Below are 16,285 nucleotides of genomic sequence, written 5' to 3'. Positions count from 1 at the left end.
GCCGCCATTAGGGCAACACGCCGCAGATCAACAAGAAAGGGGTCAGGGGGGTGCGAAGGGGAGGCCGGCGGTCGGGTCGGCGAACGGCAGGACGAAGCGGTCGGGCCAGCTCAGCACGGGTTCGAGCCATCCGGAGACGCCCATCGTGTCCGCGACGTGCTCGATCTGTTCGTCCTCCTCGAAGCCGATCGTGACGTCGGCGAGGTCACGGTAGAAGGCCGCGTGGTCGTCGTCCCCGTAAAGCGCGGTCAGGGCCAGGGGGCGGTTGCGTTCGAGTTCCATCGACAGGGGGTGGCGGCGGAGCGCGCGCAGGCGGTGCCCCAGGCGCGCGTCCGGCTGCTGCTTGAGCCCCGGGAGCTGGTAGTCGAGGGGCGGGGCGGGTGCGTGCTTGTCGGGTGCGGACGCGCCGTAGGGGAACAGGCGGTCGAACTCGTGCAGCCACCGCACCTGCGGGATCACCCAGTTCGGGCCCGGCACCCGCCCGGGAGGGTCGTCGCCGTCGAGGAGGCGGCGGGCGACCCCGGCGACGGCGGCGGTCAGCTCGGCGGGCGGGAACGCGGTGCGCAGCGCCCCGGACCGGCGGGTGACGGCCCGTTCGAGGACGGTCGCGAGCGCGCAGTCGCGCAGCCGCGGCGCGGACCGGGCCCACGCGCGCCGCAGGTCGGCCGGGACGGCCGGCAGCGGGCGCGCGTGCGACGTGCGCGAGGACGAGCACGTCCGCCCACAGGCGCAGCCACGCCCAGTCGGGATGCCCGGCGACGAGATCGGCCTCGCGCAGCTCGTAGAGGGTGCAGGCCCGCCCGGAGCGGCACTCGCAGCCGCACGCGGCCGAGCGGCGGCCGTCCACCGGCGGGGGCGGGCCCGCCAGCTCGGCCTCGCGGCCCTCGCCGAGCGGGACGCGGACGCGCAGCGGCCGGTCCATCCCGTCGGCGAACACGGCCGCGACGCCGGGCCGCAGCGACACGACCTCCCGCGACTGGTCGGCGTCCAGGTTCATCGCGGCGCCGACCTGGTGCCGGTCGTCGTGCGCGGGCAGCCGGTGCACGACCTTCAGCGCCGTGTTCTTGATGACGTCCGGGACGAGCTTGGTGGGGATCTGCTCGGCGACGATGATGCCCTCGCCGTAGGCGCGGATCTCGGCGAGCATCCCCGCGAACAGCTCGACGGCGTGCGACGAGCCGCGCTCGGGGCCGCGGTTGCGCAGCAGCCGGTGCGCCTCCTCGATGACGATGACGTGCCGCAGCGCCGACGTCCGGTCGGGGCCGCGGCGGCGCTCCCGCATCCGCAGGTGCTCGACGATCCGGATGATGAGGGTGCCCATCAGGAACGCCTTGTCCTCGTCGTTCGCGACGTCCTCGATGGCGAGCACGATGTTGTCGCGGAGCATGCCGCCGATGTCGGCCGGGTGCCCGCCCTCGAAGAACCGTCCGGCCGAGCCGATCCGCAGGGACCGCAGCCGGACGTCCACGAACCCCTGGACGTCCGCCATCAGCTCCCGCCCGTACCCGACGTCCTGGATGACCTGGAGTGCGGCGTTCTGCAGCTGTTCCAGGGTCGGGACGGCCGGTTCGATGAGCGAGCCGGGGACGCCCGCGCCCGTCACGACGTCCCACCCGTTCGCCTCGTACACGCGCTGCAGCGCCTGCGCCATGATCTGCGGGAACGGTTCCTCGGCGTCGAACGCGGCCTGGAACAGGGCCCGCACCATGTCGATGTGGGCCTGCACCGGATAGCCGGGTTCGGGCGCGAGGGGGTTCACCGACAGCGGCACGGACGCCGGGTCGGACGGGTTGACGACCGTGACGGGCCCGCCGAGGTCGGCGATCCGCCCGGCCATCGCCGCGTACTCCGACTTCGCCGGTTCGATCGCCAGCCACGGGACGCCCGCGCGGGTCAGCTGTTCGAGGAGGTGCCGCACGGTCTGCGACTTGCCCGCGCCGGTCGCGCCCGTGACGAACACGTGCCGGTTGACGGTCGAGCGCGGCACCGCGAACCGTCCGACCTCGCGGTCCTGCCCGTCGAGGATCGAACCGAGCTCGATCGTCCCGGCGCCGCCCGCACCGGTCTCGGCGGCCGTCTCGGACGTGACGTCGAAGTACCCCGCGTCCAGCACGCGCACGCCCGGGACCTCGCGGTTCGGCAGCCCGGCGAGCGCCGCGAGCGTCCCGGCGGTCGCCGCGAACGGGAACCGCTCCTGCGACTCGGCCGCCGCCCGGACGGGCGCGGGCGCGGCGGCGGGCCGCAGCATCTCCGCGAACGTGCCGCCGCCGTACCCGGACCGCAGCCGGTACGGGTGGTGCCCCAGCTCCATCGACCCGACCAGCACCGGCGCGATCTGCCCGAGTTCGTCCTGGTCCGCCGCGCCCGCGAGGACCCGCACGTGCCAGAGGCCCGCCTCCCGGAACGCGTCCAGTTCGGCGAGCCGCCGGTCGGTCCGCGCGACGGCGAGCCGCGCGTGCTCGTCCTCGCCGCGCCGCAGCATCCGCAGCTCGTGGTGCAGTTCGCGGATCTCCCCGTCGATCAGCCGCTCGTCGCACGGCTCGGCCACCACGAACCAGCCGAACGGCCGCTCCATCAGCGTGACCAGCGTCGACTCGAACAGCCCCGCGCCCGGACGGTCGGGGACGGGCGGCGCCGGGGACGCCTGCGGCGCGAGCCGTCCGGGACAGCGCGTCCACGCCATCCGCTCCGCCCGCCGCAGCCAACCGTCCCCGACCCGGACGCCGCGCGCGCCGCTCGGGAACAGCAGCCCGTGGCTCTCCCCCTCCGCGACCGGCGGCCCGATCGGGCCCGCGTTCGTGATCAGCTCCAGCGGGGCGCCGCCGCCCGGCGACAGCCAGCCGACGACGAACGGGCGCTCCCCGCGCCGCGCCGACAGCGCGGCGGGCAGCACGCTCACGAAGTCCCGCTCGGCGGACGCCGTCCACTCGGGCGCCGGGATCGCCTGGATCCGGTACCAGGGGCCCGGCAGCTCCAGCGGCCCGTCCCCGGACGCGCCGCGCGCGGCGCTGCGGGTACGGCCGGGGCGGCGGAAGGTAGGGCGGCGTCGGGCCTTGGGGCGGCATCACGGGCGGCATCCGGGAGTCAGGGGGCGGGCGGCGGATCGGCGGCGTGCTTGCCGTTCGGCCGGAGGATCGGGACGATCCGGTTCTGCTTGCGCGGCAGCGCGTGCCGGGCGCGCGGGCCGGGCTCCGCGACGGGCGCGGGCAGCGGCCCGCCCGGATCGGCCGGTTCGACCGGTTCGGCGCGCGCCAGGCTCTCCTGCTCGCGCAGGTACTCCTCGAACTCCATCGAGTGCGCGGTCGGCAGCGTGATGATCCCCGGGTTGGCGTCGACGAGCATGATGCGGCGCCCGGTCGCGCCCGCGTGCGTGAACACCATCGCGGTCGGCGGAAGCTCCTGCAGCTGCGGCGGCCCCACGAACAGCTCGCGGAACCGCTGCTTGGCGTCCGCCTCGGCCCGCACCGCCGCGACCGTCCGGCCCCACGCCGTCGCCGAACTGATCCCCTCGACCAGCACCGAGTCGTCCGCCGCCGGGGCCGGCAGCGGCGACCACACCGGGTCGGTCAGCCCGTCCCCGGACGGCCGCGCGTACGCGACCGTGCTCGCGTACGTCTCGCCCGCGACGTCGAACAGCGTCTCCCCCGCCGAGTCGGTGATCTCCGCGACGATCAGCGGCTTGTCCGTCCCGATGTGCTCGACCGCGACCCGCGCGTCCTCGGGGTTGCCCAGCCGCATGAACCCGACGGCCGCGTGCCCCCGCCGGCCGAGCCGCTCCCGGACGTGCGGCGGGATCGACCGGTACATCAGCACGAGCCCCGTGCCGGTCGCCTCGCACGCGTCGATGAGCCGGTCGAGGACGTCCCCGCGCAGCTTCTCCGCGCCGCACAGGAACAACGTGTGGTCCCACCGGCCGCCCGGCGGCGACTCCCGCACCCGGTGCGTCAGCGCGGTCGTCACGTACGTCCCCAGCACCCGGTTCGTGAGGACGCCCGCGCGCCGGTCCATCGAGACGACGTGCAGCCGCGACGGCGGCAGCGACACCGGTTCGGCCGCGAGCCGCTCCAGCTTGCGGAGCTGCGCTTCGAGCGCCCACGCGCGCGCACGACGATGCGGTCCGTCGCGTCCCGTCCGAACAGCGTCGCGATCCGCTCCAGCTGCTCCTCGGTCAGCAGCCCCTTGCGCAGGTCGTCGCGCGGATCCCCGACCTGCGCGAGCACCCGCAGCGCGGCGGTGATGCACGGGATCGTGGTGTCGGCGCCGAGCACCTCGATGAGCCGCTCCAGGATCGAATTGTCGAACGACAGATCCCTCGTGCCGTCCTGCTCCTCGCCCGCGCCCACCACGAGCGACAGCACGTCGGCGAGCGCCTCGGGGCCGAGGCCCCGCGTCACGTCCAGTCTCGGCAGGTCGTTCGGCAGCACCCACACCAGCGGGTCGTCGCCGCGATCCGCCGCCAGCCGCAGCAGGTCGTGCGCGACCGCGCCCTCCGACAGGTCGATCACCGTGAGCCGCGCGCCCACCGCGAGCCGCGCCGCGCCCATCGTCGTCACCGCCGCCGACCAGCCCGCGAGCGTCCCGCCCACCACGTCGACCCGGTCCACTCCGGGCGGCACCGCCACCGGATACCACTCGCGCTGACCGTCGTACTCGGCCCGGCGCCGCTCCCACTCCCGCAGCGCCGCCGCGTGCGACTCCCGCGCCGCCGCGCTCCGCTTCGCCCGCGCGGCGCGCTCCCGCTCGTCCAGGTCCCGCCACCGCGCGAGCCGCGCCCGCACCGCGCGCTCGTCCCGCCACAGCGCCCCGCCCGTGATCCCGAGGACGATCGCGCCGCCGCGCCCGCGCAGCCCGACGACCGCGAACAGCACGCAGCAGCCCGGCGAGCCGCACGCGAGGAACAGGCCCACGCCGACGAGCGTCCCGGTCACGGCGATGCGGAGCGGCCGGGCGGCCATGTGCTCGCCCGGCTGCCGGATCGGCGGCCGGGCCGCGGGCCGGTCCGGCTCGGCGGGGGCCTCGGGAGGCGGGCCCGGATCGGGGTGCACCTGCGCGTAGCGCCAGCCCACGTAGACGCGGTCTGCCTGCGTGAGCCGCGCCGCCGCGGACCCGCTCGCCATGTCCGTCACGTCGAGGAACCCCTGGAGTCGCGGTGGGGGAAACGCCTGGGGAGGGTCGGGGAGTCGGTCTGCTTCCTGCCTTTCTACACAGCACAGGGTAAAGAGGCTCGCGAGGCCGCGCGCCACGTTCGCCGTAACCCGTCCGCCATCGTGCGTCACATCACCCGAATTCGGTCACGGGGTTCACCTGCGGGAAAGATCGGACACCTCTCCCCACCCAAATGGCCACATCCGGCCATCTCCAGAAATGCCGCCGGGGCGCTCGGTCGGGGGCTCGGCCTCCGATCGAACGCCCCGGCGGGCGGCGGTCACTGCACGTCTACGTGCTTGCTCCCGGCGTTGACGCTGAGGTGGCCCTCATCGCCGTAGAACCAGGCCGTCCAGTAGCCGTCCTGCTCGGCGGTGAACGTCTCCGCGAACCGTCCGTCGGCACCCGTCTGGACCAGGGCCTTCTGCTCCCACACCTGCGAACCGGCGGGCAGGAAGTAGATGTAGACGGGCTTGTCCGGCGCCGCCTCGGCCGCGCCGCCGCCCACGGAACGGGTGAGCAGCCCGTCGACCGTGATCGTGCCGCCGGACGGCACGGTCGCCGGGGACGCGCCGAACTCGGCGAACGCGGTCGTGTACTGGCCGGGCACGTCCACGTGGCCGATCGGCGCGTTCGACCGCGTGAAGTCGTCGTTGCCCCAGAACGCCGCCGTCCAGTAGCCGTCCACGTAGGAGGTGAACTGCGCCTCGAACGCGCCGGTCGCGGCGTCGGACTGGGTCGTCCCCTTCAGCTCCCAGGTCGACTCGCCGTCGGCCATGAAGTAGACGTGGATCGGCAGTCCCTCGCCCAGCTGCGTCCCGTCCGCGCGGAGCAGGGTGCCCGAGACGGTCACGGTCGCGCCGGAGCCCGACGCCGCGGCGAAGTCCTCCAGGAGCGTCCCGTACTGGACGTTCACCTCGCGGATGTCGCTCGACGCCGTCGCCGTGCCGTCCGCGCTCGCGTACCAGACGCGCCAGTAGCCGTCCTGCGTCGTCGCCGAACTCTGGATGTCGAAGTCGCCGGTCGCCGTCGTCTGGCCGGTCTGCACGTCCTGCCAGTCCACGCCGGTGGCCGAGAACTGCAACGCCACCGACGCACCCGCGATCGGGGTACCCGCGTCGGTGAGCTTGCCGGTGGCCCGGATCGGCTGCTGGTAGCCGACGGGCGACGGGGTGACCTCGAAGCCGGAGATCTGCGGGCCGTCCGCGAACGACACCTCGCCCGGAGTGGCCGTGCCGCTCCACACGATGTCGTTCTGCGCGCTCTGCACCGTCACGGGACCGGCCTGCCCCGCCTCGAACGTCATCCGGAACGTTCCGTCCGCGGCCGTCAGCGCGGCGGCCACCTCTTCGCGCTCGGCGGTGGTCACGTACGCGGCGACCCACACCTTGCCGACCGGGGCCGGGCCCGCGGAACCGTTCCGCTGGACCTGCCCTTCCACGACGACCTCGTCACCGACGCCGACGGGCATCGGCGTGACGATCTCCGCGGAGACGTCCACGGTCTGCCGGGTGATCTCGGGGTAGGGAGCGTACTTGCTCACCTGGCACCACTGGTCGTCGGCCTTCCACCCGGCGTGCGCCTGCAGCGAGAGCGCGCTCGCGTACTGGTGGGTGAACGAGAACGAACCGTCCGCGCCCGTCACGACCGGGGACGTCACGTTCCAGACGGAGACGCCCTCGGCGGGCGCCGGCTGCGCGCCCGCGGCCGTCTGCGCGAGGACCGTGCCCGCGACCGTCATCGGCGTGTCCGCGTCGATGGTGCCGGGCGAGCTGGTGAGCCCGTCGATGGTCAGCGGGTAGCAGTTGTCGATGTACTGGTGCCCGGCGGTCAGCGTCGCGCCGTCCGCCGAGGTGATCTCCGCGACGAACCTGGTGCTGCCCGGATGGGTCGCGATGTCCAGCGTCTGCTGGGCCGTCCAGGTGCCGTCGTTCGCCGTCCCGCCGGTGCGGGTGAGCGGCAGCGTCGCGATGGACGACCACGTGTCGTCCCCGGACGGCTGTTCGACGGTCACCTCGACGCCGGTGACCCCGCTCGCGGACTTCGCCGTGAGGGTGAGCGCGGCGACGCGGTCGGCGGAGAGCCGGTCGAACGCCACGGACAGGTTCGCGTCCGTGACGTCGGCTCGGGCGGTCGCGGGGACGAGGAAGGTCGCCACCGCGACGATCAGGGCCGTGAGCACGGCCGAAGTTCGTGTTCGGCGCAAGGAAGGGGCCTCTCCACGAGGATTGTGCTGTCCCCGTGGAGACGCCCACTTCCCGATCTTGGTTGCCGCTTAAATGATCACATTTTGAGCATTTTGTCCGGTTGGCCAGGACCGGACAGCCCTGGTCACTGCACGTCCACGTGCTTGCTTCCCGAGTTGACGCTCAGGTGGCCCTCGTCGCCGAAGAACCACGCCGTCCAGTAGCCGTCCTTCTCGGCCGTGAACGCCTTCTCGAACCGCCCGTCGCGCCCGTCTGGACGAGCGCCTTCTGCTCCCAGGTCTGCGACCCGGCGGGGAGGAAGTACACGTAGACGGGCTTGTCCGCAGCGGCCTCGGCCGCGCTGCCGCCCACGGAACGCGTGAGGAGCCCCTTCACGGTGATCGGCTCACCGGCCGCGACCGTCGCGGGGGACGCACCGAACTCGGCGAACGCGGTCGTGTACTGGCCGGGCACGTCCACGTGCGCGATGGGCGCGTTCGACCGCGTGAATTCGTCGTTGCCCCAGAACGCAGCCGTCCAGTAACCGTCCACGTAGGACGTGAACTGCTTCGAGAACGTCCCGTTCGTGACGCTGCTCGTGGCCGTCCCCTGCAACTCCCAGGTCGACTCGCCCTCGGCCATGAAGTAGATGTAGATGGGCAGTTCCTGGCCCAGTAGCGACCCGTCGTGGCGCAGCAGCCGTCCCTGGACGGTCACCGTCGCACCGGGGCCCGACTCCACCTTGTACTGGTCCAGGTGCGTCCCGAAGCGGACCTTGACCTGATGAACGTCGCTCGATGCGGTCGCCGCGCCCAACGCGTCCACGGCCAAAACGCGCCAGTACCCGTCTTGGGTCGTCTCCGTGCTCTGGAGATCGAACCGTCCCTCCGAAGTCGTCTGGCCGTTCTGCATCTTCTGCCAGTTCTCACCGTCGGGCGAGAACAGCAGCCACACCGTCGCGTCCGCGATCGGGGCGGCACCGTCCGTGAGCAGGCCCGTCGCCCGAATCGGCTTCTCGTAGTCGACGGGCGACGGAGTGAGACTGAAGTCGGAGAACCGAGGGTCGCCCTCGAACGTGATCTGCCCCGGAGAGGCGAGACCGCTCCACACGATGTCGTTCTCGGCGCTCCGCACCGTCAAGGGGCCGGACTTCTGGGCCGTGAACGTCAGCCGGTACGTCCCGTCCTCGGCCGTGTACGCGGTCCCCACGACCTCCGTTTTCCAGGAGGTGACTCGGGCGGCGACCCAGACATCGGCGACGGGGACCGGACCATCGGCGCCGTTCCGCTGGAGGCGCCCCTCCACGGTGACCTCCTCGCCGGCCTTGACGGGCTGCGGGGTGACGATCTCCGCCGACAACTCCACGGACTGCCGGGTGATCTCCGGGGAAGGAGCGAACTCACCGGCCGCGCACCACTGGTCGTACGGCTGCCATCCGGCCTGCACATCGAGGGAGGAGAAACTCGTGTACAGGTGGGCGAAGGAGAAGGCGCCGTCCGCGCCGGTTCGGACCGGAGACGTGACGTTCCAGACCGGGACGTCCGCAGCAGGTCCGGGCGCGCGTCCCGAGTCTTCTGCACGAGCACGCGGCCCGTGATCGTCAGCGGCGTGTCGGCGTCGATCGCCGCAGGCGAGCTGGTGAGGTCGGCGATCGACAGCTGGTAGCAGTTGTCGATGTGCTGCCCGTTGGGGTCCAGCGTGACCCCGTCCGCCGTCGTGAGTTCCGCGAGGAACCGCATCGCTCCGGGGTGGGCTTCGACGTCCGTCTGGTAGGGGGCCTGCCAGGTTCCGTCGTTCGCCGTCCCGTCACTGAGGGTGAGGGGCACCGTCGCGATGGGCGTCCATGTCCCTCCTTCCTCGGTCTGATGCTCGACGATGGCGTTCGCGGCGGTGATCTCGCTCGCGGACTTGGCTGTGACCGTGACCGTGGCGACGCGGTCGGCGGAGAGGCGGTCGAACGCCACGGACAGGTTCACGTCCGTGACGTCGGCTCGGGCGGTCGCGGGGACGAGGAACGTCGTCACCGCGACGATCAGGGCCGTCAGTACGGCCAGACTTCGTGTTCGGCGCAAGGGGGGTTGCCTCCACGGATAGGGATATGTATCCGTGGAGACGTCCGCTTAACGATCTTGGTTGACCGTCCGGATGGTCACGCTTCGGGCACGATGCCCGAAGCGGTCATCGCTTGACCGGCAGGAAGGTGTCCAGGTCCATGGACGGGTGCGGGTACTTCCACTCGACGCCGTCGAACGGGATGTACATCCCCTCCGACATGCCCGCGAGGAAGTAGTTCCCGTTCCACTGGTTCGGGTTCGTCACCGACGAGCCCTCCTCGTAGCGGGCGCCCACGGGCTCGTACTTCACGTCCACGCCGAACATCGCGTACACGGCGGCGTCGACGAAGTTGAAGTGCTCGATGAGGCCGCGCAGGTGCGTGTCCTGGATCGCGAGGCTGTGCACCCGGTCCCGCACGTAGTACAGCGAGCTGATGTCCTTCACGACCTGGTTGAAGTCGTGCGCCCCGTCGTGGTGGACGATCGCGCGCGTCGCCGCCTCCGGGAGCAGCACCTTCTTCACGTACGTGGGCAGGTCGCCGTAGAACATGCGGACGCGCGGGGCCGCGCCCGGGAACGTCCGGCGGACGCGCTCGTAGGCGAACTGCAGGTACACCGGGTTGACGTCCACGAGGTCCAGCTCGAAGCCCATCGGCTCGACGCACCCGGCGAACACGGTGGACGAGCCGCCCATGAAGACGCCGACCTCGACGATCCGCGACGCCTGCCGGTGGTCGCGTTCGATGCGGGTGAACACGTCGAAGTAGTGGTTGGCGCTGCACTGGTCCTCGTAGGCCAGGTTCACGCTCGCGACGCGGTCGGCGATGCGGTCGAACACCGTGTTGTACCCGGCGAACGCCTTCAGGTCGGCGTGGTGCCCGCTCAGGATCGGGATGCCGAGGACCTCGTGCGGGTTCTCGAGGTCGGCGATCGAGGCGTCCGGTTCGAGGAAGGTTCCCCAGGTGTCGTGGTGCACGGCGACCGTCGAGACGTAGTCGGACACTTCGGCGCTCCTCGGCTCTTCTTCCTTCTGGACGGCGGGTTCCTCCCGCCGGGGCGCGGCCGCCGCGACGGCCGGACGGCCGGGTCCGCCGCCCAGCCGCTCGATCTCCTGCTGCTGCGCGGCGATGGTCTCGGCCATGCGCGTCGCGTCCTCGGTGCGGGCCTCCGCCTCGTGCTGCAACTGCAGGACGCGGGTGTAGAGCGCGATCCGGTTGTTCTCCATGGCGGCGAGCAGGTCGGACGACGTGTAGGGCCGCAGCGCCGCGAAGATCTCCGCCGCGCCGGGCGAGCCGGACCGGGCGAGCACGCCGAGCCCGAACACCGCCGGGACAATCTCGAACCGCCAGTCTCCGCCGCCCTCGGTGAGCGCGTCCTCCACCGCGGTGAGGACGCCGTTGCGCTCGCCGCCCGCGTGCGCCGCCACCGTGTGGTCGCCCCGGCCCGCGAACCCGACGGGCGTGACGCCGTCGTGCCAGACCGTCGGGCCGCCCGCCGCGGACGGGTGCGCGTCCTCGGCCGCGAGGGGGGACGGCTGGGCGTACATGTCGCGGCGGCCGCCCGGCCACAGGACGTCGTGCACGGCCACGACGGCGTCGGGGGCGCTCTTCATGATCCACGCGAGTTCCGCGCGGACCACCGCGTAGTTGTGGTCGCCGTCGAGGACGTACAGGTCGGCGACGGGGAGTTCGGCGAGGACGTCCGGGGAGCGCCCCTCGACGAGGTTCAGGCGCGGGTCCTCGGCGAGGACGGCCCGCAGTTCGTCGGTCGGGTCCGGCTCGACGCAGTGGACGGTCGCGCCGAGGTCCGCGTAGACCGCGCTCGTCCGTCCGGACTCGACGCCGACCTCGACGACCGTGCCGATCTCGCGGGCGCGGCCGATCGCCTCGAACAGGTTCCGGAAGAGCGACATGGAGTGCAGCAGGAGCGGCTGCTCGCGCGCCGCGCGCGCCTGCAGGTGGGGTTCGTCGCGCGTCCCGGCGAAGCCGGTCGCGACGATGCCCGCCGCCTCGCCGTCGTCGGTCTTCTTCTTCCGGGCGCCCTTGCGCGGCGCCCGCTTCGCGGCCTTGCGGGCGGGCTCGGCGTCCGCCTCGTCCACCGGCGGCTGCACGAGCTCCACGGTCTTCGCGGCCTCGGCGACGACCGGGCGTTTCCCCGATTCCGAAGACTCTGCGGCCTCCACCGGTTCCGCAGGCTCCGTGATCTCCGCGGCCTCGGTGATCCCCGCGTTCTCCGCGGTCACTTCGGCCTCCGCGATCTCCACGGGTTCCACCTGGTCCACGACCGCCGCACGCTCCTCCGGCGGAGCCTCGGGCTCCTCCGCCGCCTCCGCCACCGCCTCCGGGGCCTCCCACACCTCCCCGGGCTCGGTCACGGCCTCCTCCGGGACGGCGTCCCGGTCGCCGGGGTCGTTCGTGCCGGGTCCGGCACCGGGGTCACTTCGCGTCACCGAGCTTCCTCCTGGCCACTCGTCCGGCGCCGGCGGCAACGCCCTTCACGCCGAGCGTCCGGTACTCCTCGCGGAGCCTGTCGGAGAGCCGCGCCGCCCGGGCGGCTCTGGTCGCGTGCTTGTCGAGGGGCATGCGGGGGGCCATGCCGGTCATCGACTGCGGCAGCATCGCGAACGCGACGGTGATCTGCGCGGACGACACCGCGGGCGCGCCCGCGCGGCGGGCGATCGGCAGCCAGACGGCCGCGTACGGGGTGTCGAACTCCATCAGGTTGCCGCCGAGGTAGCGGCAGTCGGCGTAGTGCAGGCCGACGAAGTCCTCGGGGCTGTCCCAGCGCAGCACCTGCTCGCGGCGTCGCCCGCCGGCGATGACCTTGGCCTCGATCCAGTCGACCCGGACGATCGCGGGGCGGCCCGGGATCGCGATGGAGATGTCGACGGTGTCGTGGTGCTCGAACGCGACGCGGGCGAACGAGAGGCCGTTGTGGTTGATGCGGACGCGGCGGCGGATCTCCTCGTGCCACCGGTCGTCGGACGTCCGGTAGCGCAGCCGCGTCTCGTACTTCTCTCCGGCCGGGTCGAACGCGTCGGCGTCGAGGGCGCCGTCGGCGATGGCGCGGGCCATCGCGCCGAGGCCGGTGTCGGACGCGGCGATGAGCGCGGGCCAGAACGAGTCCCGCATGTGCAGGTCGTCGAGGTCGCCGGGCGCGAGGTAGGGGACGGCGGGCTTGAGGTCGGCGGGGAGCAGGGTGGTGACCTGCGAGGAGCCGAAGTTGTCCTCGTGGACCCAGTTGCCGAACACGGCGGCCTCGTCCGGGGTCGGGGACTCCAGCGCCGACACCAGGATGCGCGACAGCCGGTCACGGGCGGGCTGCGAGTGCGCGAGGCTCGGCCAGCCGCCGTCGGCGCCCGCGACCTGCCGGTTCCACATGCGCTGGAAGGCGAGGGCGCCCTCCTGGACGGTGCGGCGTTCGGCGTTCTGCGACGGGGAGTCGGCGGTCTCGCCGAGCACGGGCGTGGCGTCCTCGGTGAAGCCGATGAGGGAGCCGCAGAGCGCGTTGACGCACTGCTCGACGACCTCGGGGCTGCGGGTGACGGTCGCCGACACCTTCGCGGGGTGCCCGGCCTGCGCGAGGTAGCCCTCGGCGCGCAGCCCGTCGACGTAGAGGCGTTCGGCGCGGGTGTTGGTGGCGAGGTAGAGGCCGGACGGGACGACGTTCACGCCCGCGATCCGCAGGGCCTTCGCGAGCTGCCGCTGGATGGTGCCGCCCCAGCCGAGGTCGACGAGGGTGAGTTCGGGTTCGTCGAGGGCTCCGGTGGCGCGGAGCGCGCGGATCATCCGCTCGCGGGCTGCGGTGACTGTGACCGCGAGCCGGTTGCACAGGTGCGGGGTCTCGGTGAGGGCGCGGGCGACGCGTTCGGCGATGTCGCCGTTGTCGATGACGGTGTTCAGCTCGGTGGCGAGGCCCGGCACGTCCCCGGCCTGCAGTTCGAGGACCGACAGGGCCTGCCGGACCGTCAGCTGGTAGCCGCTGCGGATGAAGTGGTGGACGGCGTCGGTGTCGAACGGGTCGAGGCCCGCGATGGACGTGACGAACCGCGACAGCCACACGGGGCGGGCCTCGACGTCGAAGCCGCGCGCGGCGGCGGCCTCGTTGATCAGCCGCGACAGCATCTCGCCCTCGCGCATCGAGCAGAACAGCTTTCGGGTGCCGGTCTCGTGAGCCCGGGTCGCGCACCATTCGGCGAACCCGGTGAGCACCGGGCCGAGGACGGCGGCGCCGTACCGCCAGGCGACGTCGAGGGCGGAGGTGCCGTGCGGGGCGCCGGAGGTGATGGCCTTGGCGCGCAGGCTGGTGAGGCCGAAGTCGCCGTGCAGTTCGTCGAGGTCGGGGGCGTGGTCGCCGAACGGTTCGACGGGTTCGCGCTCGCGTTCGAGGACGTCGCGGAACGCGTCGTCCAGCCGCCGGTAGTGGACGGTGCGGATGCCGAGTTCGGCGGGGACCTCGTCGTCGGCGACCTCGTGGTCGCCGACGTGCACGATCTGCTCGGGGCTGGCGCCGAGGTCGCGCAGCACGATGTCCCACAGCCCGGACGCCTTGGCGCTGCCGTGCTGGTTCGACCGGAAGATCCGCACGTTCTCCATCGACCCGAGTTCGGGGCGGTCGAGGAGGTGGTGCAGGTGGTCCTCGGTGAAGTACGTGTCGGACACCAGGATGACCGTGATGTCCTGCTTGCGGGCGGCCTTGACGAGCGCGGCGATGTCGAGGTCGACGACGGTCAGCTCGCGTTCGAGGTCGAGTTCGGCGCGGACGAGCCGTTCGATGGGCGCGCCGCCGAAGGGGCCTTCGGGCATGGCCCGCCAGATGTCGAACAGCGACACCTCGGTGCCGAGGGAGTCGCGGCCGCGGCGCGCGTCCTCCTCGGCGACGATCCGCATCCGCCGCAGCGTCGCGTCGGTCACCCAGGGCGGGCAGAGCCCGGCGTCGCGGAGCCGCGCCGAGCAGCGCGAACACGTCGGCGGGCCGCGGGACGCGGCGCCACAGGACGGTGTCGAAGATGTCGAGGGACAGGACGGTGCACGCGCGGTCGGCGATGATCCGATGGACGTTGTCGAGCAGCGGACAACCGATTTCCTGCGTGGTCAACGCCGCACCTCTTCTCTGGACTCGGGCAGGTCGCCGCGGGCGCCCGCCGCGGACCGGGTCACCTTATCTGAGCAGTTATAGGTATCTGTCTGCTACATCCGCCGGTCACCATTGGATTCCGTTTTCCCGAACAACTCCCCGGTCAGGGCGCCACGGCCGCCTGGGCGGCGCGCTTGGCGGCGCGGGCCTCCCGGACGAGCCGTCCCGCCTGCTCCGTCGGGCCGTCGAACAGCACCCGGCCGTGCTCCATCGTGACGCCGCGGTCGCACAGCCCGGTCAGCATCTTGACGTCGTGCGCGACGATCACCATCGTGCGTCCCTCGCCGCGCAGCTCGCGGATGCGGGCGATGCACTTCTGCCGGAACGGCGGGTCGCCGACGGCGAGGACCTCGTCGATGAGGAACACGTCCGGTTCGGTGTGCGCGGCGATCGAGAACGCGAGCCGCATGAACATGCCGGACGAGTAGAACTTCACCTGGTCGTCCAGGAACCGTTCGACGCCGGAGAACTCGACGATCTGGTCGAACTTGCGCCGGATCTCGGCCTGCGGCATCCCGAGGATCGCGCCGTTGAGGTAGACGTTCTCGCGGCCGGTCAGCTCGGGGTGCAGGCCCGCGCCGACGTCGATCAGCCCGGCGATGCGGCCCCGCACGAGCACCGAACCGGTGTCCGGGCTGAGCACCCCGGAGATCATCTTCAGCAGGGTGCTCTTCCCGGACCCGTTCAGCCCCATCAGCGCGACGGTCTCGCCCTGCGCGAAGGTGAGGTCGACGTCGTCCAGCGCCTTGAAGCGGTCGGCGAGCGGCTGGCGGCGCAGCGCCCGGACGCTCATCTCCTTGATCGACCGGGCGTGCCGCAGCGTGAAGGTTTTCGTCACCGAGTCGACGACGATCGAGGGGGCCATTCGTCACAGCTCCTGGGCGAAACGCTTCTGCATGCGGGCGAACGCCGCACGTCCGGCGAGGAACACCAGCACGCTGAAGGCGAGGGAGACCCCGGCGTGCAGGTACAGGTTCGGTGGCAGCACGAAGTCCCCGCGCGTCCCGGGCAGCCAGAACGCCTTCTGGAACAGCGACACCGCGCTGACGAGCGGGTTGGACAGGTACACGTCGAGCGCCCAGCCGGGCGCGTGGGTCTGCACGTGCGTCCACGGGTAGATCATCGGGACGGACCAGGTGATGACGAGCATCGAGATGTCGACGACCTGCTCCAGGTCGCGGAAGAACACGTTGACGGCCGCGCACAGCAGCCCGAGGCCCAGCCCGAAGATCAGGATGATCGAGAACCCGACGACGGCGGCGGCCAGCCCGCCGAGGGACGGCCGCCAGCCCGCGACGATCGCGCCGGACAGCAGGATCAGCATGCCGGGCACGAAGTGGACGAGCGACACCAGCACCGACGCCGACGGGAACAGCTCGCGCGGCAGGAACACCTTGCGGATCAGCGCGGCGTTGCCGGTGATCGAGCGGGTCGTCGAGTGGATCGTCTCGGTGAACAGGTGGATCAGGACCATCCCGGAGAACAGGTAGATCGGGAAGTCCTCGATCGCGCGGTCCATGCCGAGGAACACGCCGACCACGAAGAAGTACACGGAGAAGTGCACTCCGGGCCGTACGTACGACCAGCCGAGCCCCAGCAGCGAGCCCTTGTAGCGCGCGCGCAGCTCACGCCGGACGAGGAGCCGCAGCAGGTACTTGTACCGGACGGTCGCCCGCAGCCCGCCGTCCCCGCCCGGCGGGCGCAGCCCGGTGTCGGGCGGGACGGGCCCCGCGCGGTGCCGCCCGTTCGCGGGCCGCGCGGGCG

Annotated in this window: 11 protein-coding genes; all 11 read right to left on the bottom strand. The window is 72.3% G+C overall.

What is annotated here, in order from left to right; all coding sequences use genetic code 11:
* Positions 1–42 precede the first annotated feature (42 nt).
* A complete protein-coding gene (locus tag BJF79_RS57890; RefSeq protein ID WP_262401349.1) occupies positions 43–282 on the bottom strand; it encodes a hypothetical protein in 240 nt (79 codons plus the stop codon).
* Positions 206–2,899, bottom strand: coding sequence for an ATP-binding protein (locus BJF79_RS01020; protein WP_262401348.1), 2,694 nt, complete (start codon positions 2,897–2,899; stop codon positions 206–208). The genes BJF79_RS57890 and BJF79_RS01020 overlap by 77 nt, the downstream gene beginning before the upstream one ends.
* Positions 2,900–3,084: 185 nt before the next feature.
* Complete coding sequence (locus tag BJF79_RS57885) at positions 3,085–4,008, bottom strand: hypothetical protein (RefSeq protein WP_262401347.1); 924 nt, start codon at positions 4,006–4,008, stop codon at positions 3,085–3,087.
* Positions 3,957–5,117 carry a hypothetical protein gene (locus BJF79_RS57880; protein ID WP_262401346.1) on the bottom strand — a complete coding sequence of 387 codons (1,161 nt, stop codon included), beginning with the start codon at positions 5,115–5,117 and terminating at the stop codon, positions 3,957–3,959. Before BJF79_RS57880 ends, BJF79_RS57885 begins: the two co-directional genes overlap by 52 nt.
* A gap of 308 nt (positions 5,118–5,425) precedes the next feature.
* Positions 5,426–7,327, bottom strand: a complete 1,902-nt coding sequence (locus tag BJF79_RS01010) for a hypothetical protein (RefSeq protein WP_075894581.1) — start codon at positions 7,325–7,327, stop codon at positions 5,426–5,428.
* Between the two features lie 187 nt (positions 7,328–7,514).
* Complete coding sequence (locus tag BJF79_RS01005; protein WP_143219630.1) at positions 7,515–8,540, bottom strand: hypothetical protein; 1,026 nt, start codon at positions 8,538–8,540, stop codon at positions 7,515–7,517.
* Positions 8,498–9,403 (bottom strand): hypothetical protein, encoded by a 906-nt coding sequence (locus BJF79_RS52640; RefSeq protein ID WP_143219629.1) that lies wholly within the window; start codon positions 9,401–9,403, stop codon positions 8,498–8,500. The genes BJF79_RS01005 and BJF79_RS52640 overlap by 43 nt, the downstream gene beginning before the upstream one ends.
* A gap of 106 nt (positions 9,404–9,509) precedes the next feature.
* Positions 9,510–11,834, bottom strand: coding sequence for a class I SAM-dependent methyltransferase (locus tag BJF79_RS57875; RefSeq protein WP_262401345.1), 2,325 nt, complete (start codon positions 11,832–11,834; stop codon positions 9,510–9,512).
* Positions 11,821–14,298 (bottom strand): HAD family hydrolase, encoded by a 2,478-nt coding sequence (locus BJF79_RS00980; RefSeq protein WP_083733066.1) that lies wholly within the window; start codon positions 14,296–14,298, stop codon positions 11,821–11,823. The genes BJF79_RS57875 and BJF79_RS00980 overlap by 14 nt, the downstream gene beginning before the upstream one ends.
* 326 nt (positions 14,299–14,624) lie before the next feature.
* Positions 14,625–15,386 (bottom strand): ABC transporter ATP-binding protein, encoded by a 762-nt coding sequence (locus BJF79_RS00975; protein WP_075894577.1) that lies wholly within the window; start codon positions 15,384–15,386, stop codon positions 14,625–14,627.
* A gap of 3 nt (positions 15,387–15,389) precedes the next feature.
* On the bottom strand, positions 15,390–16,285 hold an 896-nt coding region (locus tag BJF79_RS00970; protein WP_316043248.1), incomplete at its 5' end, for an ABC transporter permease.

Source organism: Actinomadura sp. CNU-125 (assembly GCF_001942465.1).
GTDB lineage: Bacteria > Actinomycetota > Actinomycetes > Streptosporangiales > Streptosporangiaceae > Spirillospora.
Note: the sequence above shows the minus strand (reverse complement) of the source record. Positions and strands in the feature narration are given on the sequence as shown.